Genomic DNA, 20,041 nt, shown 5'->3' on the forward strand with positions numbered 1-20,041 from the left:
GTTCATCTTGGGTGCCGCTGGCCTCTTGGGCCACCGGTGTCCATCTTCGACCTGTTGCCACATCACGTCTCCCCGGTCGGCTCATTCGTTTCGCCGGTTGTGGGGCTACTGCTCGGGGTGGGGCTGGGAGTCGCCGGCGGGCTCGTGGTGGGCGTCGGGGTCGGGGTGGACGGACTGGGGCTGGGCGATGGTGACGTCGTCGGCCGGACGCTCGGAGAGGCCGATGTGCTTACCGTAGCCGAAGGCGTGGGCGTAGTCCTGACCGACTTTGTCGGAGCCACCGGCGGTCTCGTCCACGCGGGCTTCGTTTTGCGTGGCTTGACGGCAGGGGTCCTGGTCACCGAGGCGGTCGTCGGAATGACCGGTTCCGATGGGCCGGTGTGGCCCGCGGGAACCGTCGCGTCCCTCACCACCAGGGTGCCGAGCCCGAAGGCGGCGGCGCATCCCGCGACCGCGGCGACGACCATCGTCGTGCGCCGCAGCGCCGTACGACGCCGGGAGACCCGGGTGATCTCCGGCGAGGACGGCTGGGCGGGCTGGGACGGCGGGGTCGCGGGCGTCGCGTCGGGCAGGGGCGGGGTGACCGGGGCTGCGGAGATCTCCCTCGGCCACTCGCCCGCGGGCTCGGGACGCCACCCGGCCGGATCGGTGAGCATGGCCAGGTCGGAGGAGTCGGAGACCGCGCCGGCCGTCACGACGCCGCGCAGCGTCGTCGCCCGCTGGACCAGTTCGCCGGCGCTCTCCGGGCGCAGCGTCGGGTCCTTCTCCAGACACGCCATCACCAGGTCGCGCACCACCAGCGGAACGCTCAGCGGCAGCGGCGGAGGGGTGGCGTTGATGTGCATGAGCGCGACCGCCACCTGGGTGTCCGCGACGAACGGCGGCCTGCCCGCCAGGCACTCGTAGGCCACCACGCCCAGCGAGTAGATGTCGGTCGCGAAGGTCAGCGGCGAGCCCGAGGCCTGTTCCGGGCTGAGGTACTGGGCGGTGCCGAGCACCGTGCCGGTCAGGGTCACCGGCGCGGCCTCAAGCGCCCTGGCGATGCCGAAGTCGGTGATCTTGATCACCCCGGCCCCGGTGACGAGCAGGTTGCCGGGCTTGATGTCGCGGTGGATGATGCCCGCGTTGTGCGCGGCCCGCAGCCCCTTGGCGGTCTGGTGGATCACGTCGAGGGTGACCTCGGTCCCCAGGGCGCCGTCGCGGGACAGGATGTTCGCCAGCGACTCGCCGGGCACCAGCTCCATGACGAGGTAGGCGACGTCCTCCGCCTCGCCGTAGTCGAAGACCTGCGCGATGGCCGGGTCGGCGAGCCGCGCCGCGAACCTGGCCTCCATCCTGAAGCGGTCACGGAAGGTCGAGTCGGAGGCCACGTGGCTGCGCAGCAGCTTGACCGCGACCTCCCGGCCGAGAAGTTCGTCCTTCGCCCGCCACACCTCGCCCATGCCGCCCGTAGCGATCCGCCCGAGCGGGCGGTATCGGCCTCCGAGCAGGGCGGTCATCTGCCCAGCACCGCTTCCATCACGCTCTTGGCGATCGGGGCGGCGGTGTGACCGCCGGAGGCGTCGTCACCCGCGCTGCCCGACTCGACGATGAGCGCCAGGGCGACCTTGGGGTCCTCGGCGGGGGCGAAGGAGATGAACCACGCGTGCGGAGCCCTGCCCTTGACGGTCTCGGCGGTGCCGGTCTTGCCCGCGACGGAAACGCCGGGGATCTGCGCCGCGTTGGCGGTGCCGTTGCTGACGACGCTGACCATCATCTCCGTCAGCTTGTTCGCGTTCTCCTCGCTCATCGCGGTGGACAGTTTGTCGGGGTCGGCCGAGTCGATCTCGCCGCCCTCGGCGTCGGCGATCTTGTTGACGAGGTACGGCTTCATGACCACGCCGTCGTTGGCGATGCCCGCCGCGACCATGGCCATCTGCAGCGGCGTCATCTGGTTGCTGCGCTGGCCGATCGAGGTCTGGGCCAGGGCGGCCAGGTCCTCCTCGGGGCCGATCCCGCTGCCCGCGACGTCCATCGGGATCTTCAGCGGCTCGCCGCCGATGCCGAACTTCTCGGCCTGCTCCTTCAGCGCGTCGTAGCCCAGGCTCATCGCGATCTTGGCGAACGGGGTGTTGCAGGAGCGTTCGAGGGCGAAGGTCAGCGTCACCCGGCCAGAGCCGCACGCGGCGCCGCCGTAGTTGGGCAGGTCGGCGCTGGTGTTGGGCAGGTCGAGCACCTGCGGGGCGTCCACCTGCGTCTGCGGGCCGACGCTGTCGTCGCTGTCCAGGTAGGCCGCCAGGGTGACCACCTTGAAGGTCGAGCCCGGCGGGTAGCTTCGCTCGATCGCCCGGTCGACCAGCGGTTTGTTCTCGTCCTTGTCGAGCTTGCCGTAAGCCGTGTTGACCGTGGCCTTGTCCGGGCCGATCAACGTGTTGGGGTCGTAGCTGGGGACCGAGACCATGGCGAGGATCGCGCCCGTCTTCGGCTCGATCGCGACCAGGGCGCCCTTCTTGCCGCTGGCGCTCAGCGCCTTGTACGCGGCCTCCTGTGCCCTGGGGTTGATCGTCAGGTCGACGTTGGCGCCCTTGGTCTGCTTGGCGGTGATCAGATCGAGGCCGCGCCGGATCAGCAGGTCGGGGCTTGAGCCGTTGAGCAGAGTGTTCTCCGCGGCCTCCATGTCGCGCTCGCTCTCCGGGGCGAAGAACCCGGTGATGGGCGCGTAGACCTTGCCGCCCGGATAGCGCCGCTGGAAGCGGAACTGGTTGTCGCCGGTGTCCATGGACTCGGCGAGCACCTTGTCGCCCGCGGTGATCCGGCCCCGCTCGACCTCGTAACGGGCGTAGAAGTTACGGGTGTTTCGCGCGTCGGAGCGCAGCCCGTCGGCCTTCACGGCCTGCAGATAGTTCACGTTGAGCATGAGCAGGCCGAACATCACCAGGCAGGCCACGGCAACGCGCTTGAGGGGAGCGTTCATCGCTGGAACACCTGCGTCATTCCTTCGTCCTGGATGGCCTGGGGCGGGGGCTTCCTGGCACTGTCCGACATGCGTACCAGCAACGCGATAAGGATCCAGTTAGCCAGCAGTGCCGAACCACCCTGGGACATGAAGGGGGTGACCAGGCCGGTCAGCGGGATCAGGTTGGTCACACCGCCGACGATGATGAAGACCTGCCAGGCCAGCACGAACGACAGACCGCCGGCCAGCAGCTTGGAGAACGGGTCGCGGGCCGCGAGCGAGGTGCGCAGGCCGCGCTCGACGATCAACGCGTAGATCATCAGCAGCGCCATCAGACCGGTCAGGCCGAGCTCCTCCCCGAGGGCGGGGAAGATGAAGTCGGAGATGGCCAGCGGGATCAGCTTGGGGTGGCCCTGGCCGAGCCCGGTGCCGGTGATGCCGCCGGTGGCCATGCTGAACATGCCCTGCAGGAGCTGTGCGCTGCCGCCCGCCTTGTCGTAGAGGGCGGGGTCGTAGGGGTTCAGGTAGACGGTGAAGCGGTCCTGCACGTGGCTGAAGAGCATCCCGGCCAGGATCGCGCCGCCGACGAAGAGGAGGATGCCGATCAGCACCCACGAGGTGCGCTGGGTGGCGATGTAGAGCATCGCGATGAAGGCGCCGAAGATCAGCAGTGAGGAGCCGAGGTCACGCTGCATGATCAGCACGCCGAGGCTGAGTGCCCAGGTGATGAGGATCGGGCCGAGGTCGCGGGCGCGGGGCAGGTCGATGAACAGCAGCCGCCGCCCGGCCAACGCCAGCACGTCGCGCTTGGCGACGAGGTAGCCGGCGAAGAAGACGATCAGAGCGAGCTTGGCGAACTCGGAGGGCTGGAGCTGGACCACGCCGGGGATGCCGACCCAGATCCGCGCGCCGTTCGTCGAGATGCCGACGAACGGCAGCAGCGGTGAGATCAGCAGGACGAGGCCGACGGCTCCGGCGGTGTAGGTCAGTCGTTGCAGGGCGCGGTGGTCGCGCAGCACGATCAGCGTCACGGAGAACATGACGACCCCGACGGCCGTCCACATCAGCTGGGTCGTGGCCGAGGCGCCGAACGCCTTCGACTGCTCCAGGCGGTAGATCATCACCAGGCCGAGCCCGTTGACCACGGTCACCAGCGGAAGGATCAGCGGGTCGGCCCAGGGGGCGAACTTCGCCATCACGAGGTAGGCGGCCAGCATGAATCCGCCGAGGCCGAGGCCGTAGGTGAGCATGCCCGCGGGAACCCGGCCGTCGATGGCCAGGCCCACGTTGGCGTAGGCGCCCATCACGATCACGACCGCGAAGGCGAGCATCACCAACTGGGCCACTCGCCGTTTGGCGGGCAGGGGGACGAGCTCGACGCTTGGGGTGCTCATATATCTACTTTGTCGGGTCCGGGGTGGGAGTGCCGCTCGACTGGGGGGTCTGCTTGTCCTTCCCGGTCGCCTTCGGGGTGGGTTCGGGCTTCTGGGGGGGCGTCGAGGACTTCAGCTCCGCGATCTTCTTCAGGCCCGCCTCGACGCTGGGGACGGGGATGCCGTCGCGTACCTGGCCCTGCTGGAACGCGCCAAGGGTTGAGATCGACTCCGTGGTGCTCCGGGCGACGTCGAAGAGCTGGAAGGGGCCGAGGTTGGTTTTCACGCCTTGGAAAACCACGATCTCGTCACCTTTAGCTCCCACGAAATATTGATCTTCAAGCCATTGTGTCCCGAAATACCACCCTAGGCTGCCACCGACGAGGACGACGCCGCCCACCGAGGCCAGAAGCGGCCACAGGCGGCGGCGCCTGACCGGCCGCGCCGCCGCCCTGGCGACGGGTTCGTCGAACTCGTCGTCGGTGATGACCGGCTGCGGCATGGTGACGACGCCCGCGTGGCCCACGTGGCCGGCGGGGGCGTCCGACGGGGAGGGCTGCCTGATGGACCCGGCGGCACCGACGACGGCCGCGTCGACGGGCAGGGCGGTCCCCTCGTCGACGTCGAGCACGTCGGCGAGCACGCAGGTGATGTTGTCGGGACCGCCTCCCCGGTTGGCCAGGTCGATGAGCGCGCGGACCGCGGCCTCGGGGTCGTCGATCGTGGACAGCGCCTGGTGCAGCGTCTCGGCGCTCACCACCCCGGACAGGCCGTCGGAGCACAGCAGGTAGCGGTCGCCGATCTGGGCCTCGCGCAGGGACAGGTCGGGCTCGACCTCGCCGCTGCCGTCGAGCGCCCGCAGCAGGATCGACCGCTGGGGATGGGTGGCGGCCTCCTCCTGGGTGATCCGGCCGTCGTCGACCAGTGACTGCACGAGAGTGTGGTCGTGGGTGATCTGGTACAGCTCGCCGGAGCGCAGCAGATAGGCACGTGAGTCGCCGACGTGGACCAGTGCCACCCTCGTGCCCGACCACAGCATGGCGGTCAGTGTGGTGCCCATGCCCTTGAGGCTGGGGTCGCCGCCGACCATCTGGTGGAGTCTGCGATTGGCGTCCCTGACCGCAGCCTCGATGGCGCCGAGCAGGTCGACACCCTGGGTGTCCTCGTCGAGGGAGGACATCGCGGCGATGGCGACCGAGCTGGCCACCTCGCCGTGCGCGTGGCCGCCCATGCCGTCGGCGACGGCGAGCAGTCGGCCGCTTGCGTACGCCGAGTCCTCGTTGCCTTCACGCAGGAGGCCGACGTCCGAGCGGGCGGCGTAACGGAGTGCGATGGTCATTTGCGCAATTCGATGACGGTCTTACCGATGCGGATCGGAACACCGAGCGGCACCGGAGTCGGACGGGTGACTTTGGAGCGGTCGAGGTATGTTCCGTTGGTAGAACCGAGATCTTCCACGATCCACTGACCGTCCTGGGGGAAGAGCCGGGCGTGCCGGCTGGAGGCGTAGTCGTCGCTGACCACCAGGGTGGCGTCGGTCGCCCTGCCGATGGTGATCGGAGTCTCCGACAGGGTGATGGTCGTGCCCTGCAGGGGGCCGCCGGTGACGACCATCTGCCGGGGCTCCCCCTTCCTGGGCTTGGCGACGACGGGCTTGGCGGCCTTGGGGGCCTTGCGGGCGGGGATCGGCGCGCCGGCGCGTGATCCGAACAAGTCTGTCCGGATCACACCTACCGCGGCGATCACGAAGAACCACAGCACCGCCAGGAACGCGAGGCGGATCAGTAGCAGCGTGAGCTCGGACATGAACCGTCTGTTTACCTTTAATCGCGCCGGAAAACCAGAGTCGTCCGCCCCAGCGTCACGCGAGTGCCGTTCTGGAGCTCGACCCGGCGCACCGGCTGGCCGTTGACGAAGGTGCCGTTCGTCGAGCCCAGATCGACGAGCACGACCTGCGGCCCCTCGACCCGGAGCTCGGCGTGGTGCCGGGAGACCCCGGGGTCGACCAGCCGAAGATCGCAGTCGGTGCCCCTGCCGAGCAGGGTCACCGGGGTCGTCAGGTCGAAGGAGCGCTGGCCCTGCGGGTCGTCCTGGGTGGAGACCAGCAGACGGGGGCGTCCGTTGAAGGCGTGGGGCCGGGCAGGAGGTACGTCGCTCACCGGCTGGCGGATCTCGTCCTGCTCGACCGTCGCCCCGCGGATCACCCCGGAGCGGATGCGGAACAGGCCGACGGCCAGGTCCTCGGCCGTCTCGAACCGGACCCGCACGGGGCCGACGAAGGAGTAGCCCTGTTCCTTGGCGTACTCCCTGGCGAGGTTGGCCAGTTCGTGGCTGATGCTGTCGGCGTAGACGTCGAGGCGCTCGCTGTCGGTCGTCGACAGCTCGACCACGAAGTCGTTCGGCACGAGGGTCCTGCCCTGCGCGACGATCGCCGCCCGTTCGTCCATCTCCCGCTGGACCGCGCTGGCCACCTCGACCGGCTGAAGGTCGGATTTGAACGCCCGCGCAAAGGCCCCCTCAACCAGACCTTCGAGCCTCCGCTCGAAGCGCTGAAGGACTCCCACCGGGTCCCTCCCTTCTTCCGTCTATGTAGGTCACGGCCGCCCGGGGCTGTTCCTCGCTCTCTCGCGCCCCTGCTGCTCCGCTCGCGTCTAGGAGGATCGTATCCGGGTTCGTGGGTATCGGCTGATCCGTGCTAATGTTTCAGCGCACCCAACAAGGGCGGGTGGCGGAACGGCAGACGCGCACGGTTCAGGTCCGTGTGTCCGAAAGGACGTGAGGGTTCAAATCCCTCCTCGCCCACTCGATCAAGACCCCGGTCGCGAAAGCGCCGGGGTCTTTTCGTTGCATCTGGGGCGCTGTCGCGCATCGGGACCGTCCGAAGGGTGGCGGTTGCGGGCTGGTCGGTGATCAAACTAGTCGTTCGCTTCCTCGTGGAGAAGTCCCGGTCACTCGAATATGTAGCGCCCTGCCCTTTCTGGCCGCTTTCGACCTGCTTGCAGGCGTCCGTACGGCGAAGCTGATTACGCTGACAGAGAAACGGGCCGGTGGGAGGACGTCTCCCACCGGCCCGAGTGCTCCAAAGATCTACCGTGCGGCCAGCACCCGCATGTCCAGCAGCTCGCCGAGCAGGTCGGTGAGGCTGACCATGCCGGTCACTCTCTCCCCGTCGGTCACCAGGCCCACGTGGGCGTGGGCCTCCTGCAGGGCGGAGACCGCCTCGGGGATCGTGGTGTCCCGGCCGAGGAGCGGCACCGGGCGGGCCAGCTCCGCAGGGGAGGCCTCAGGGCGGACCAGGGCGTCCCTGACGTGCAGCACGCCCAGGACCTCGCCGGGCCGTTCCGAGGTCACCAGCAGGCGCAGGTGCCCGCTCTCCGCGGCGACCTCGCGAACCTGCTCGCCGGTGGCGTCCCCGGGGACGCACGCCACCCGTGCCAGGGGCAGCGCCAGCCGTTCGATGGGCTGCTGGTGCACCCGCAGGGCCCGGGTGAGCAGGTCGTGCTCGGCGCGGTCGAGCAGGCCCATCCGGCCCGACTCACCGACCAGCATCGCCAGCTGGACCGGGGTCCTGGTGGTGGCCAGCTCGTCCCTCGGGCGCACGCCGAACAGGCCGAGCACCCCGTTGGTCAGGCCGTTGAGCCCGGCCAGCACCGGGCGGACCACCCGCGTGAAGGCGCGGAACGGCAGGGCCAGGCCGATCGCCGCGATCTCGGGGTGGGTCAGCGCCCACGACTTGGGGGCCATCTCGCCGACCACCATGTGCAGGAAGGTGATCACCGCGAGCGCGATCACCAGCGAGATGGGCACCTGCAGCGACTCGGGCACGCCGATCGCCCCGAAGACCGGTTCGAGCAGGTGCTCGACGGCGGGCTCGGTCACCATGCCCAGGCCCAGGGAGCACAGCGTGATGCCCAGCTGTGCCCCGGCCAGCATCAGGGACAGCTCCCTGCCCCCTCGTACGGCGGCGCGGGCGGCCACGCGGGTCATCCTGCCGCCCCTGCCCGCGAGCTCCTCAAGACGGTGCCTGCGGGCCGAGATGACCGCGAACTCGGCGGCCACGAAGAAGGCGTTGCCGATCAGCAGCGCGACGCCGAGCAGTAGGGCCCCGGTGGTGCTCATCGGCCGTTCACCGCCTGCCTGCGCTCATTGGGCCGGGGTACGGCCAAGGCGTGTTCCCCGCTTTCTGAGGAGTCCTCGGCTAAGTCGGCCCGCTCGGGAGCGGGGAAGGCCAGCCGTACCCACTCGGGGACCCTGCGGTGGACCGAGAGCACGGTGAGGGTGGCCTCGGCCTCCTGCTCGCCGTCGTCGTCGAGCGGGTCGCTCTCCAGAGCCAGGGTGACGGTGACCCGGTCGCCGGGCTCGGCCATCCTGCCAAGGGTGGCCAGGACCAGGCCCGCGACGGTGTCGTAGTCGTCGCTCTCGGGCAGCGAGAGCCTGGTCGCGCGCTCGATCTCGTCGAGTCTGAGCGTGCCGGGCAGGTCCCAGGTGCCGTCGTCGTTGGCGACGACCCCTGCGGGCTCCGGGTCGTTCTCGTCGACCAGTTCGCCGACCAGTTCCTCGGCGAGGTCCTCGACGGTGACGACGCCCGCGAGCCCGCCGTACTCGTCGATGACGCAGGCCAGGTCGTCCATGGCGGCGCGCATGCGTTCGAGCACGACCGGCAGCGGCAGCGAGTCGGGGACCAGCAGGGCCGGGCGGGTGACGAGCTCGATCGGCCCGTCGGTCACGCGGGACCTCAGCAACTCCCTGACGCCGGTGACCCCGGCGACCTCCTCACCGTTGTCGTGGCGCAGCACCGGGTAGCGGGAGTGGCCGTGTTCGGCGACGGCGTCGAGCAGGTCGGAGATGGGGCGCTCGGCGCGCAGCAGTACCAGCCTGGGCCGCGGCACCATGACGTCCTCAGCGGTGCGGTCGCCGAACTCCAGCGCCCGTTCGAGCAGGTCGGAAAGGCGCGGCGGCAGGGCGCCGGAGGTCGCGGACTCGGAGATGATCCGTGACAGCTCCTCCGGGCTGGCGCCGTGCTCGACCTCCTCGATCGGCTCGACGCCGACCTTGCGCAGCAGGCCGGTCGCGGCGGAGTCGAACAGCCGGATCACCGGACCGGCGATCCTGAGGTAGACGAGCGTCGAGCGGGCGAGGAACTTGGCGACAGGTTCGGGCCGGGCGATACCGAGGTTCTTCGGGGCGAGTTCGCCGAAGACCATCTGGATGATCGTCGCCACGGCGACCGCCAGTGCGATCGCCACGCCGGGCACGGCGGCCGGGGGTACCCCGGCCCCTTCGAGAGGGGGGCGCAACACGGTCGCGATGGCCGGTTCCGAGATGAAGCCGACCAGCAGCGCGGTCACGGTGATGCCGAGCTGCGCGCCGGAGAGCATGAAGGACAGGCGTCCCGTCACCGTGAGCGCGCGTTCGGCCGCGGCGTCGCCGGCGTCGGCCTGCTCACGCAGAACGCCCCGGTCGGCGGCGACGAAGGCGAACTCCTGGGCGACGAAGTAACCGGTCGCGAGAGTGAGGAGCAGTACGGCCAGCAGGCCGAGAACCGTGTTCACCGGGTCCTTCCCCCGGCTGGGTCAGTGGTTCCCGTGCGTTCGCACGGGCAGGTACTCCACGGGTCCGAAGTGGACACGATCTTCCTTTCGAGCAGCGGTCGTCCTCTACGGTAACGATCCACGTGGGGGCCGATGTTTCCAGATCGGCCGACGATCCCATAGTTGGTTGATAACCACCCTTATATGTACTTATCCATAGCGAAAGCTTGGGCACACGCCTACGTGCGCCGGGAGCGCGACGTAGCGTCGATAATGACGGTCTCATCGTGACTTCGAGAGGTGGCGGGAATACGACGTGGGCGACTGGACCGAGGACGACGACCGCACCCGTGCCCTGCGGCCGCCGGCGCCGGGTCCCGCGTCGCCGCGAGCGGCGGGCCAGCCCGCCTATCCGGCGCAGGGTTCCCCCAGGAACGTTCCCGGCGAGGAGCCAAGGGCCACCTCCCGGGTGTACGGCAAGCCCAGACAGGGGTCGGGCAAGGTCAGGCCCCTGCAGCCCTCCTCAGGAGGCCCCGGCGAGCCGCCCTCGGGCTCGGGAGGCGCCCCGAGACGGTCGTGGCGGCCGAAGCGGCCGGGCAGGCTGGCCGTACAGATCCTGGTCGGGTTGCTCGTGGTGCTTCTGGTGGTCGCGATCGGCGGCTACTTCACGATCAACTCGCGGCTGAAGCGGGTGGACGCGCTTGGCGACTACGAGGGCCGTCCCGCCGACACCCCCGGCACCAACTGGCTGCTGGTCGGCTCCGACAGCCGCCAGGGCCTGACCAAGGCCCAGCGCAAGAAGTTCGCCACCGGTTCGGCCGTCGGGCGCAGGACCGACACGATGATGCTCCTGCACATCCCCGACACCGGTGACCGCCCGACCCTGGTCAGTCTTCCGCGTGACTCCTACGTGCCGATCGACGGCCACGGCCGGGGCAAGCTGAACTCGGCCTACGCCTTCGAGGGCGGCCAGAAACTGCTGCCCAAGACCGTCGAGCAGGTGACCGGCATCCGGATCGACCACTACATGGAGATCGGTTTCGGAGGCTTCGTCGGCATCGTGGACGCCATCGGCGGCGTCGAGATCGACGTCAAGCAGGACATCAAGGACCACAAGGCCGGGATCAACCTGAAGAAGGGCCGCCAGGTGCTGGACGGCGGGACCGCCCTCGGCTACGTCCGGACCCGCGCTACCGGCGCCATCCCCGACTTCGAGCGGACCCAGCGTCAGCGCCAGTTCTTCTCCGCCGTGGTGAAGAAGGCGGCCAGCCCCGGAGTGCTGCTCAACCCCTTCACCTCCATCCCGCTCGCCCTCAGCGCCGCGGACTCGGTCGAGGTCGGCGAGGAGACCGGCACCTTCGACCTGCTCTCCCTCGGCCTGGCGATGGGCGACAACCCGATCACGACCGTCGTCCCCGTCGGCTCCCTGCCGACCATCAACGGCCAGGCCGTCGTCCAGTGGGACCGGGCCAAGGCGCTGCGCATGTTCAAGGCCCTCGCCGAGGACAAGCCGGTCCCTCAGGACGTCCTGGGCAAGTGACTCACCCGGAGGCGGTCGTGGCGGCGACACTCGCCGCCACGACCGCGCCGACCACGGCGGCGTTGACGGCCGCGATGCTCCTGGCGACCGCGTCGGCGGCCCAACGGCCTTCGGTGATCTCCTTGATCCGCGCCTTGTCCGCACCGGGGAACGCCTTGCGGTCGATCTTCGCGGCGTGCAACACGGCGATCAGCACCGCGGAGCGCTCGTCCGGCTCGGCCCCGGTCAGCACGTCGCCGATCCGCTGCCTGATCTCCCGCTCGATCCGTGGGTCGCGCTCCGGGTAGCGCGTGCTGGGGAAGAGGCCCAGGACCTTGTGCCGCCGCTCGTCGAGCACGCCCCGCTCGGCCAGGCCGGACAGCAGCCGCTTGCGCACCCCGGAGGAGTACAGCTTGCGCACCCACCAGTCGGCCTTGCGCCGCCTGGTCTCGGCGGCGATCAGGGCCAGCGCCGCGTCGAGTTCCCGCTCGCCGAGCGGCGTGGGGTCCAGGACGGTGACCTTCTTGTCCGCGAGGTCGATGCGGCCGTTGACGGCCAGTTCCGCCAGGAGGGAACCCCCGAGGGCCGCGTCGAGCTCGATCGAGCTGGTCAGGAGTCTGCCCTCCGCCTCGTCGTAGGCGAGCAGCAGGATCTCCTCAGCGATGGTCGTCATGCCCGAAACCCTATGTCGCGTACGGTTCACCGACGCGGGGCCGTACCGGGTGGTGTGGGGTGATCTGGGACAATGCTTGGCTTATGAGCGTTTCCGAGGAACTGCACGTCATCGGCCGCCCTCTCGTGGACGTCCAGCTCGCCCATCCGACGGTGGTGGGGATCGGCAGGGGAGACCTGCCCGAGCCGGTGTTCCGGTCATGGCTCGAACAGGACTACCTGTTCCTGCTCGACTACGTGCGGGTCTTCTCCCGGCTGGCCTGGCAGGCCCCCGACGACCACCTGGGCGTCCTGGTCGACCTGGCCCACGCCACCCTCCACGAGGAGCTCGACCTGCACCGCTCGTTGTCGGCGGGCTTCGGCGCCGACCTGGGCGGGGTGCGGAAGGGGCCCGCCTGCTCGGCCTACACCGCGTTCCTGCTGGAGTCGGCCGCCGACTACGCCGACGGGCTGGCCGCGCTCTACCCCTGCATGTGGGGCTACTCGACACTCGGGCGGGCGCTGGTCGCCGAGGCCCCCGCCGAGTCCCGCTACCGGCCCTGGATCGACACCTACGCCGACCCCGGCTTCGCCGAACTCGCCGGGCGCGTCGCCACGATGATCGACGAGGCCGTCACCGACTCCGCCAGAGCGGCGCGGTTCTTCACCGAGGGCATGCGCCACGAGATCGCCTTCTGGGACGTGCCGTAGGCCCTGCCTCTTTGCGCCGCCTTCGGCGGCGCGGGTTCGGGTGCTTCGAGCCGACGCTTTCCCTCGTCGTTCGTCCGCTTCGCTCCCTCACTCCTCAGTCCAGACACCGACGCGCCCAAGCTCTGTCTTTTGCTCCGCCTGCGGCGTCGCGGGCTTGGGCGCTTCGGGTCGGTGCTTTCCCTCGTCACTGCGTCGCTTCGCTCCTGCGTTCCTCGGTCCAAGCACCGACGCGCCCAAGTTCTGTCTTTTGCTCCGCCTGGCGGCGTCGCGGGCTTGGGCGCCCTGAGTCGGTGTCTTCCCTCGTCGTTCGTCCGCTGCGCTCCCTCACTCCTCAGTCCAGACACCGACGCGCCCAAGCCGAAACTCTTCATTGCTGGCGCCGGTAACCCTGAACCAAAACGCTTCACCGCCGACGGGTTCTAGTCTGTGGGGTATGCCAGAGCTTCCCGAGGTGGAGTCGCTCGCCGAGTTCCTGCGCGGGCACGCGGTCGGCAGGAAGATCGGGACCGTCGAGGTCTTCGGCTTCCAGGCCCTCAAGACCGTCGATCCCCCCGTCACCGCCCTGGCCGGGCGCACGGTGACCGCCGTGGCCAGGCACGGCAAGTTCATCGACCTCGACTGTGACGGTCTCCACCTCGTCACGCATCTGGCCCGCGCGGGCTGGCTGCGATGGCAGGACGACCTCTCCCGGGCGAAGGCGGTCAGGCCGGGCAAGGGCCCTCTGGCGCTGCGGGTACGGCTGGCGCCGTACGAACCGGGGGAGCCGGAGCCGGGCTTCGAGCTGACCGAGGCCGGCACGCAGAAGCGGCTGGCCGTCTACGTCGTGCGTGACCCCGGTGAGGTGCCGGGGATCGCCGCGCTGGGTCCCGACCCGCTGTCCGACGGTTTCACCGCCGAGGTCCTCGGCGGCATCCTGAACGGCAGCCGCGCCCAGATCAAGGGCCTGCTCCGCGACCAGAAGGTGATCGCGGGCATCGGCAACGCCTACTCCGACGAGGTCCTGCACGCGGCGCGGACCTCTCCCTTCAAAGTCGCGGGGAGCCTGACGGAGGAGCAGGTCACCGCTCTCCACGAGGCCATCGTCACGACCCTGCGCACCGCGCTCGACCGGGCCAGGGGCCTGGCGGCCAAGGACCTCAAGGCCGAGAAGAAGTCCGGCCTGCGGGTCCACGGCAGGACCGGTGAGCCCTGTGCGGAGTGCGGCGACACGATCCGGGAGGTCTCCTTCGCCGACTCCTCCCTGCAGTACTGCCCGACCTGTCAGACGGGCGGCAAACCGCTGGCCGACCGCCGGATGTCACGCCTGCTCAAGTGATCACTGGGCCCACGGGGGCAGGATGGTCTGCCCGTTGAGGGAGGCGGTGATCCCGGCCGAGGTGCACACGGTGCCGGTCGCCCGCTCGGTCTGAGAGGCGTTGCGCAGCGCGAACGGGGTGTTCGGGGAGACGATCAGCGCGTCTCCCGCCTCGGCCACGTGCTCGACGCCGCCGAGAACGCCCACGACCCGTCCCGAGTGGACGACGAACACCTCCTCACGGTCGACGGTGTGCTCGGGCCCCGAGGCGCCGGGATTCATGTCGAAGGCCCAGACGGCCAGCTCGGACGAGCCTCGTGAGGGTACGGCCAGCGAGCGCGTGGTGGTGTCGCCGTTGGCGAAGGCGGGGGCGTCGGCCAGGGTCGCGACGGTCATGGTTCCTCCATTGGTAAACCTCGTTGTCTTTTCTTGGATAGAAGGTAAACCAGGTTGTCTAGTTCGTCAACGGTAGCGCTATGCAGTCGAATGGTGGCCGCTTGTGGACGACTCGGGGGCTGCTGGGGCACTTTGCGCCACATCGGTCGGAGGACTTGGAACAATGGGTGCATGAGTGTTCCTGAGATCGAGGCGCAGGCCGTGCCGGATGACGCGTTCCTGCTTGACGTGCGTGAGCTTGACGAGTGGCAGGCGGGGCACGCCCCGACGGCCGTCCACATCCCGCTGGGTGAGTTGCAGGCCAGGGTTGAGGAGGTTCCACACGACGCGCCCGTCTACGTGGTGTGCAGGGTCGGCGGCCGTTCGGCGCACGCGGCGGCCTGGCTCAACCACATCGGCAGGGAGGCGATCAACGTCGGCGGTGGGATGCAGTCCTGGAGCTTCGCCGGCCGTCCCATGATCAGCGAAAGCGGCGCCGACCCGTTCGTCGCCTGACCGAGAAACAGCGAAGGCCGCGCTGAAAACCCTCCACGGCCCCTTCTCGAAAGCGCTTTCCGAACGTCACCGAGCATCCTCAGGACCTCTCAGGTGATCGTCAGCGCGACCCTCTCCCGGCGCGGGCCCGCCCCCCGCGCAACCCTTCCGCCCTCGTCCGATCGTGCCGTCGGCCGTACGGTCCTACGCTTCGGTCAACGACGACATCGCCGCCGACGGGCCGATCGGAGACCCCATGGACGCCGTGACCGTACGGGCTCACGAACTCGCGGAAGCCGGGCGGCTGCCCGCCTTCGTCTACGACCTGGCCGCGCTGGACGAGCACGCCGCGGCCATCCGGGACGCGCTGGGTGACGTCGAGCTGTACTACGCGGCCAAGGCCAACCCCGACCCCGAACTGCTGCGGGTGCTGGCCCGGCACGTGGACGGCGTCGAGGTCGCCTCGGGCGGTGAGCTGGCGCACGTGCTCGGCGTCCTCCCCGAGGTCCCGATCGCCTTCGGCGGGCCCGGCAAGACCGACGCCGAACTGGCCGCCGCCCTGGACGCCGGAGTGGCCCGGCTGCACGTTGAGGGGCCCGGCGAACTGCGCCGTCTGATCGCCACCGGCCGGGAGGCCGACATCATGCTCCGGGTCAACCTCGCCGTCTCACTCGGCGACGTGGCCCTGGCCATGGGCGGCGGCGCGACCCCCTTCGGCATGGACCCCGACGGCGTCGCCGCCTGCCTGGAACTGCTCGACCGGCAGGAGGCGGTACGGCTTCGCGGCGTCCACGCGCACCTGGCCAGCGGCCTGGACGCCGAACGCATGCTCCAGGTCAACGAGCGGGTCCTCGACCACGCCCGCTCCCTGGGCGTGACCGAGATCAACCTCGGGGGCGGCATGGCCGTCTCCTACGCCGATCCCGATGACCGCTTCGACTGGGCCGCCTACGGCAAGGGCCTGGCCGGTCTGCGTCGCTCCGGTGAGACGCTCAGGATCGAGCCCGGCCGGTCGGTCTCGGTGTACTGCGGGCGGTACGTCACCCGGGTCATCGACGTCAAGCGGGTCCACGGCCGCCTGTTCGCCGTCGTCGCGGGCGGCACCCACCACATCCGCACCCCCGCGACCAAGGGACACAGCCAGCCCGTCATCCCGGGCACTCCCGGCGAACCGATCACGATCTCCGGCCAGCTGTGCACCCCCAAGGACCAACTGGCCGAGAACGTGCCGATCACCCTGGAGCCAGGGGACGTGGTGGAGTTCGCCATGGCCGGCGCCTACGCCTGGAACATCTCCCACCACGACTTCCTGATGCACCCCCATCCCGAGTTCCACTACCTCTGACCTCGGTTTCTCCGTGGGCCTTTCGAAGGCATGAGGCTCCGTGACGGGCGCGGGTCGGGGGTTTCCGGTGGTCCGCGCCCGTTCCGGGCTGCCTCAGAGCTGGGCGAAGTAGTCCAGCGGGAAGGGCGGGCGGGCCAGTGGGGCGACGGCCAGTCTCATCAGGGTGAGCGGGTTGTCGTCACCGGCGACGCGGTTGGCGTTGAGCGTGCCGCACGCCGTACAGCGGTGGATGATCGCCCACTCGCCGTCCTGACGTGCGTGGATGGCGATCGGGGCCATGCCCGAGGCGCAGTCGGCGGCCCTGTCGCCCGGGTTGTTGTCCAGGTGCCTGGACCACAGGCAGGTGGGGCAGTGGTTGCGGTGCGCGGTTCCCGGCGCGTCGGTGGGCACGTCGAGGCGGCAGTTGACGCAACGGAAGGAGGTGATGCGGGCGCGATGGCGTGGCAATGGAGGAGCTCCAGACGAAAATGGGTGACGAGTCGGCTGACTGTGCCGTCGTGACCCACGCGGGCTCACCCCCGCCGGAGCCTCCGGTGGGGACGTCGACCCGATCGAGGGCGCGCGACGGCGTCCTCGGTGCCCGCGGGCATTAACATCCCCCCTAATCTGCTCGGAGCCAGTGAAACAACCCATCGCGCCACAAAGCAACTGGTTTAACCCGGCGACGGCGTCCCGCGAAGTGCCAGAGGAGTATGCACCGTGACATCCGAGACCGACCCCAACGGGTGGAGTGCCGCGCTGACCGGGGCCTTCGAGATACTGCTCGGCGGGGAGCCGACCGTCGACCCCGCCGCCGGATACGGGGTGTACTACGCCTCGGACTCCCTCGACGAGTTCCTGTTCCCGAGTCCCTGGGCCACCCCTGAGGGGTTGTCGGGCCGGGAGCCGAGGTACCTTCCTGATTCGGACGGCGAGTATCCCTTCTCCCCCTGGACATGGCGGTTCGACCTGGGTGAGTCGCTGTTCCGCTTCGACGCCGACCTCCTGGCGGGGACGGGGCCGTGGGGTGCCGACGGGTACAAGGGCTCCCGGCCGTTCGACGACGCCTTCGTCGCCGACCTGCGGACCGTCTCGTCGATCGACGAGGCCGGTGAGGCGCTGGTGTACGGCGCGGAATTGGGACCGCTCCTGGGCCGTCACGGCGTCGACCTGACCGGCGAGGAGTCCGAGAGGCTGAACGGCTGGCTGACCGTGCTGCTACGCGTCGCCACCGACGGCACTCTCCCCGACGCGATGAGGGCCGCCACGTTCACCGAACGCGGCCCCGAGCACCTGGTGCCGATCCACGACATGTCCGCCGAGGAGCCCTGGGAGGAGAGACTGAGCGCGGTCACGCACCCCGCGCTTCGCGACCATCTCCGCATGCTCTGTCTCTCCGAGCGTGACGCGCGCAGCAGGGGCGGCTTCTACTACGGTACCGACCACTGGCCGTGGACCGATGTCCTGGAAGCGGCCGGCTGCTCCCTCGTCGCGGGCTGGGGGTTCGGCGAGTCCCAGGCCGGAGTCGCCGTCGTGCGCCTGCCGGCCGAACCAGAGGCGCGCTGAGCGCCTCAGGAGCGTGCGCGCGAACGAGGCGTTCCGGCAGATCGTCGGCTGTGCGGTACGGCCGCCGGTGAACTCCACCGGCATGCCACCCACCAGGGGGAAATAGCCGAAAGCGGGCAAAGACGCATCATGGGGGCGCGAACTGGGGTGATCCCGGTTCGGCGCGTAAGCAAACGCCGGAACTCGGGGCGACCAGGAGGGGACGCACGAGGCCGAGACTGAGGAGCGGCACGAAGGCTGCTTGAGCTGCTTCGATGTCCGGGGCATGGTGCGCGTCCATTCCGCATCGAGGTCGATCATCGGGGAATCGAGGGGCCGACAGCTCGACTCATCTGCCACGGGATCGACCATCTCTTCGGACCGCTCTACCGATCGCACATGCGGCCAGGGGTCGAGCCGACACCCGTTTCCCAGTACAAGGGCGCTGGCCGACCTTGGGCGAATCGCCAGGCAGCTGCACAGTTGGGCAAGAGGGCGTACCAGCCGTGTTCCAGAAGCCTGTCGCGCGTGCCGGACTGTCAGTACACGGACCTACGATCTTCCCCGTGCCGATATCCGCGATCCCCGCCTCCCTGTCCTACGCCGATGCCGATGCCCGCCTGGGCGGCGCGTTGTCCGCCGTGTTCGAGGGCGCGGGGGCGTCGCCCGGCTACGACGAGGTGCTGTTCTTCGACGGCGACCTCACCCTCGACGGGGATTTCCTGAACGCCGTCAACGAACTGCACGGCGGCGACGTCGAGTTGATCGTGGTCACCGGCGACCTGAAGGTCAACGGCCCGATCGCGCTCTATGAGGACCGGCCCGGCCTGTACGTCGGCGGTCACACCCAGGCCGAGACCCTGGAGGGCGGCGAAGCGGAGATCTACATCCACGACGGCGCCTTCACCCACCTGGTCTACGGCTGGTACAACCACGGCTCTTTGCGGACCGGGACCGTCGACACCCCTTGGGTGATCGACTACGACCACGCCATGGACGTGTACGCCCCAGGCGGGCGCTGGGTGAACAATTACGACGATGACGAGGACGCCGACTTCGCCGTCGGGGACAGCATCGTCGAGGCGTTCGTGCCCGAGGTCGTCGACGCGGAGGACCGCTGCCTGGACGTCGACGAATTCCTGAACCGGCTGCAGGCCGGGCTGCCGGTCCTGCGGTCCGGAGTCCAGACGACGGCCGAGTCGGCGAGTGACGGCGTCGTCGGGGCGCGCCTGGCCGAATGAAGCCATCCGGATATGGCTACCTCTTCAAGCCGTACGGCTGCTGAGGGGCCAACCCACCGGCCAAGGGCTTCCGGCTGTTCACCGGGGCGTTCACGCCGCCGTTGCCCGTGTGCAGAACCTGGCGTTCACGGCGTTCGCCGGCCAGCGCCTCAGCCCGTTCACGGGCCTGCCGTTTCTGCTGTTCGAACGAAGCGGCCCCAGCTTCTCCCCGCAAGTCCCTCCGAAGGGGCCGGAGAAGCCGCCGTAGGGGGTGTCTGACGCCTGACGCGGCATTGTTTCCCGGGTAACGCGCGCCCGCGAGAACGTCTGACGCCTGCCCTGGCACCGGCCGAACGGCCCTTCTGCGGGACGTGTTCATGATCGCGTGGCACTCATGGCAAGAAGGTCAAAAACGTTCGGGAGTGCATCCCACGCGCAGCCGTACCCACGAGAAACACGACCTGCGGAACCCGGCCATCGTTGGCGTAGGGGAATCACCCCTGCCGATTTAGGCCGGAGTGGAAGGGCGATGCACAATCACCGCATCCTGCGGGTCGAAGCAGACCAAGCCATACTGACCCGCGAGCTCCAGCACGAACTTAATCATTTCGCTCGACCTGGACCAGACCGTGCTTATGAGCACGTGGCTGTCGGTCACTCACGGGCTCACGCTCCAAGGCGAGGCCTCTATCTGCTCATCGGCCAGGTCCTCCAGCGCCGGGAACTGCTCCAGCAGCGTCTGAGCGAAGCGCTGTACTCCAGGATCATCCCGCACCGACGCAGCGTTCTCCTCGCACAGCTCTTCATAGATTCGCATGGCTTGAGCATCACTGATGGGCTGCGGAACAGCCCACACCCCAAGATCAAAACTCACGACGCAGGAACCCTTCTACAAGCGCAGACGCGTTTCGGCTGGAGGATATGAGTAATCCAACCCGACGACTCCCTGTTGAAGCTGGCTGCACCACTCGTTTACTGAGGTTGAAGCTCGGAAGTTAGGTCATCGCGTGTGATTCATGACCCTTAGATGACCGCGTGTTCGGTATGCCGGAATTATGAGATATCCGG

19 protein-coding genes and 1 tRNA gene are annotated in these 20,041 nt (G+C 69.2%); 8 read left to right on the plus strand and 12 right to left on the minus strand.

The window, feature by feature from the left end:
- Positions 1–62: 62 nt before the first annotated feature.
- Genes ACIBVQ_RS27710 through ACIBVQ_RS27735 form a run of 6 tightly spaced genes read right to left on the minus strand, consistent with a single transcriptional unit; the run spans position 63 to position 6,872 of the window.
- Positions 63–1,499 (minus strand): protein kinase, encoded by a 1,437-nt coding sequence (locus ACIBVQ_RS27710; protein ID WP_362911055.1) that lies wholly within the window; start codon positions 1,497–1,499, stop codon positions 63–65.
- The gene (locus ACIBVQ_RS27715) at positions 1,496–2,953 is read right to left on the minus strand and encodes a peptidoglycan D,D-transpeptidase FtsI family protein (RefSeq protein WP_399180974.1); all 1,458 of its coding nucleotides are present in this window, start codon (positions 2,951–2,953) and stop codon (positions 1,496–1,498) included. Before ACIBVQ_RS27715 ends, ACIBVQ_RS27710 begins: the two co-directional genes overlap by 4 nt.
- Entirely contained in the window at positions 2,950–4,329 is a 1,380-nt protein-coding gene (locus ACIBVQ_RS27720; RefSeq protein WP_352013505.1) for an FtsW/RodA/SpoVE family cell cycle protein, read from the minus strand. Before ACIBVQ_RS27720 ends, ACIBVQ_RS27715 begins: the two co-directional genes overlap by 4 nt.
- 4 nt (positions 4,330–4,333) lie before the next feature.
- Positions 4,334–5,647, minus strand: coding sequence for a Stp1/IreP family PP2C-type Ser/Thr phosphatase (locus ACIBVQ_RS27725; protein WP_362911057.1), 1,314 nt, complete (start codon positions 5,645–5,647; stop codon positions 4,334–4,336).
- Entirely contained in the window at positions 5,644–6,114 is a 471-nt protein-coding gene (locus tag ACIBVQ_RS27730) for an FHA domain-containing protein (RefSeq protein ID WP_352013503.1), read from the minus strand. The genes ACIBVQ_RS27725 and ACIBVQ_RS27730 overlap by 4 nt, the downstream gene beginning before the upstream one ends.
- A 17-nt stretch (positions 6,115–6,131) precedes the next feature.
- Positions 6,132–6,872, minus strand: coding sequence for a DUF3662 and FHA domain-containing protein (locus tag ACIBVQ_RS27735; RefSeq protein WP_352013502.1), 741 nt, complete (start codon positions 6,870–6,872; stop codon positions 6,132–6,134).
- A gap of 155 nt (positions 6,873–7,027) precedes the next feature.
- On the opposite strand from ACIBVQ_RS27735, the gene ACIBVQ_RS27740 reads away from it, so the two are divergent.
- A tRNA-Leu gene (locus ACIBVQ_RS27740) sits at positions 7,028–7,110 on the plus strand.
- A 285-nt stretch (positions 7,111–7,395) separates the two neighbouring features.
- Here the strand turns inward: ACIBVQ_RS27740 and ACIBVQ_RS27745 are convergent.
- Positions 7,396–8,427, minus strand: coding sequence for a hemolysin family protein (locus ACIBVQ_RS27745; RefSeq protein WP_362911058.1), 1,032 nt, complete (start codon positions 8,425–8,427; stop codon positions 7,396–7,398).
- Positions 8,424–9,860 carry a hemolysin family protein gene (locus ACIBVQ_RS27750; protein WP_399180977.1) on the minus strand — a complete coding sequence of 479 codons (1,437 nt, stop codon included), beginning with the start codon at positions 9,858–9,860 and terminating at the stop codon, positions 8,424–8,426. The genes ACIBVQ_RS27745 and ACIBVQ_RS27750 overlap by 4 nt, the downstream gene beginning before the upstream one ends.
- Before the next feature lie 295 nt (positions 9,861–10,155).
- On the opposite strand from ACIBVQ_RS27750, the gene ACIBVQ_RS27755 reads away from it, so the two are divergent.
- Positions 10,156–11,379 (plus strand): LCP family protein, encoded by a 1,224-nt coding sequence (locus ACIBVQ_RS27755; protein ID WP_362911060.1) that lies wholly within the window; start codon positions 10,156–10,158, stop codon positions 11,377–11,379.
- 1 nt (position 11,380) lies between these two features.
- On the opposite strand, the gene ACIBVQ_RS27760 is transcribed toward ACIBVQ_RS27755, so the two are convergent.
- Positions 11,381–12,031, minus strand: a complete 651-nt coding sequence (locus ACIBVQ_RS27760; protein WP_386189729.1) for a GPP34 family phosphoprotein — start codon at positions 12,029–12,031, stop codon at positions 11,381–11,383.
- An 83-nt stretch (positions 12,032–12,114) separates the two neighbouring features.
- On the opposite strand from ACIBVQ_RS27760, the gene ACIBVQ_RS27765 reads away from it, so the two are divergent.
- The gene (locus ACIBVQ_RS27765; RefSeq protein WP_352014920.1) at positions 12,115–12,720 is read left to right on the plus strand and encodes a TenA family protein; all 606 of its coding nucleotides are present in this window, start codon (positions 12,115–12,117) and stop codon (positions 12,718–12,720) included.
- A gap of 433 nt (positions 12,721–13,153) precedes the next feature.
- Positions 13,154–14,035 carry a DNA-formamidopyrimidine glycosylase family protein gene (locus ACIBVQ_RS27770; protein ID WP_352014919.1) on the plus strand — a complete coding sequence of 294 codons (882 nt, stop codon included), beginning with the start codon at positions 13,154–13,156 and terminating at the stop codon, positions 14,033–14,035.
- Here the strand turns inward: ACIBVQ_RS27770 and ACIBVQ_RS27775 are convergent, their stop codons facing one another.
- Positions 14,036–14,410, minus strand: coding sequence for a cupin domain-containing protein (locus ACIBVQ_RS27775; RefSeq protein ID WP_362784980.1), 375 nt, complete (start codon positions 14,408–14,410; stop codon positions 14,036–14,038).
- A 171-nt stretch (positions 14,411–14,581) separates the two neighbouring features.
- On the opposite strand from ACIBVQ_RS27775, the gene ACIBVQ_RS27780 reads away from it, so the two are divergent.
- Positions 14,582–14,905 (plus strand): rhodanese-like domain-containing protein, encoded by a 324-nt coding sequence (locus ACIBVQ_RS27780; RefSeq protein ID WP_352014917.1) that lies wholly within the window; start codon positions 14,582–14,584, stop codon positions 14,903–14,905.
- Between the two features lie 163 nt (positions 14,906–15,068).
- Positions 15,069–16,229, plus strand: a complete 1,161-nt coding sequence (locus tag ACIBVQ_RS27785; RefSeq protein ID WP_399180981.1) for an alanine racemase — start codon at positions 15,069–15,071, stop codon at positions 16,227–16,229.
- 93 nt (positions 16,230–16,322) lie between these two features.
- Here the strand turns inward: ACIBVQ_RS27785 and ACIBVQ_RS27790 are convergent, their stop codons facing one another.
- A complete protein-coding gene (locus tag ACIBVQ_RS27790) occupies positions 16,323–16,676 on the minus strand; it encodes an RNHCP domain-containing protein (protein WP_352014913.1) in 354 nt (117 codons plus the stop codon).
- A gap of 252 nt (positions 16,677–16,928) precedes the next feature.
- On the opposite strand from ACIBVQ_RS27790, the gene ACIBVQ_RS27795 reads away from it, so the two are divergent.
- Together ACIBVQ_RS27795 and ACIBVQ_RS27800 are read left to right on the plus strand one after the other, a co-directional pair.
- Positions 16,929–17,774 carry a hypothetical protein gene (locus tag ACIBVQ_RS27795; RefSeq protein WP_399180983.1) on the plus strand — a complete coding sequence of 282 codons (846 nt, stop codon included), beginning with the start codon at positions 16,929–16,931 and terminating at the stop codon, positions 17,772–17,774.
- A gap of 545 nt (positions 17,775–18,319) precedes the next feature.
- Positions 18,320–18,994, plus strand: a complete 675-nt coding sequence (locus tag ACIBVQ_RS27800; protein ID WP_399180985.1) for a hypothetical protein — start codon at positions 18,320–18,322, stop codon at positions 18,992–18,994.
- Positions 18,995–19,631: 637 nt separating this feature from the next.
- Here ACIBVQ_RS27800 and ACIBVQ_RS27805 read toward each other — a convergent pair.
- Positions 19,632–19,847 (minus strand): hypothetical protein, encoded by a 216-nt coding sequence (locus tag ACIBVQ_RS27805; RefSeq protein WP_399180987.1) that lies wholly within the window; start codon positions 19,845–19,847, stop codon positions 19,632–19,634.
- Between the last annotated feature and the right edge of the window lie 194 nt (positions 19,848–20,041).

The sequence above is a fragment of the Streptosporangium sp. NPDC049376 genome, from assembly GCF_044466505.1.
GTDB lineage: Bacteria > Actinomycetota > Actinomycetes > Streptosporangiales > Streptosporangiaceae > Streptosporangium.

Bases quoted from the DNA above. Each gene is read 5' to 3' on its own strand.
- ACIBVQ_RS27775 (WP_362784980.1), bottom strand. From the start codon at position 14,410: ATGACCGTCGCGACCCTGGCCGACGCCCCCGCCTTCGCCAACGGCGAC.
- ACIBVQ_RS27720 (WP_352013505.1), bottom strand. From the start codon at position 4,329: ATGAGCACCCCAAGCGTCGAGCTCGTCCCCCTGCCCGCCAAACGGCGA.
- ACIBVQ_RS27745 (WP_362911058.1), bottom strand. From the start codon at position 8,427: ATGAGCACCACCGGGGCCCTACTGCTCGGCGTCGCGCTGCTGATCGGC.
- ACIBVQ_RS27780 (WP_352014917.1), top strand. From the start codon at position 14,582: ATGAGTGTTCCTGAGATCGAGGCGCAGGCCGTGCCGGATGACGCGTTC.
- ACIBVQ_RS27765 (WP_352014920.1), top strand. From the start codon at position 12,115: ATGAGCGTTTCCGAGGAACTGCACGTCATCGGCCGCCCTCTCGTGGAC.
- ACIBVQ_RS27715 (WP_399180974.1), bottom strand. From the start codon at position 2,953: ATGAACGCTCCCCTCAAGCGCGTTGCCGTGGCCTGCCTGGTGATGTTC.
- ACIBVQ_RS27725 (WP_362911057.1), bottom strand. From the start codon at position 5,647: ATGACCATCGCACTCCGTTACGCCGCCCGCTCGGACGTCGGCCTCCTG.
- ACIBVQ_RS27760 (WP_386189729.1), bottom strand. From the start codon at position 12,031: ATGACGACCATCGCTGAGGAGATCCTGCTGCTCGCCTACGACGAGGCG.
- ACIBVQ_RS27730 (WP_352013503.1), bottom strand. From the start codon at position 6,114: ATGTCCGAGCTCACGCTGCTACTGATCCGCCTCGCGTTCCTGGCGGTG.
- ACIBVQ_RS27770 (WP_352014919.1), top strand. From the start codon at position 13,154: ATGCCAGAGCTTCCCGAGGTGGAGTCGCTCGCCGAGTTCCTGCGCGGG.
- ACIBVQ_RS27710 (WP_362911055.1), bottom strand. From the start codon at position 1,499: ATGACCGCCCTGCTCGGAGGCCGATACCGCCCGCTCGGGCGGATCGCT.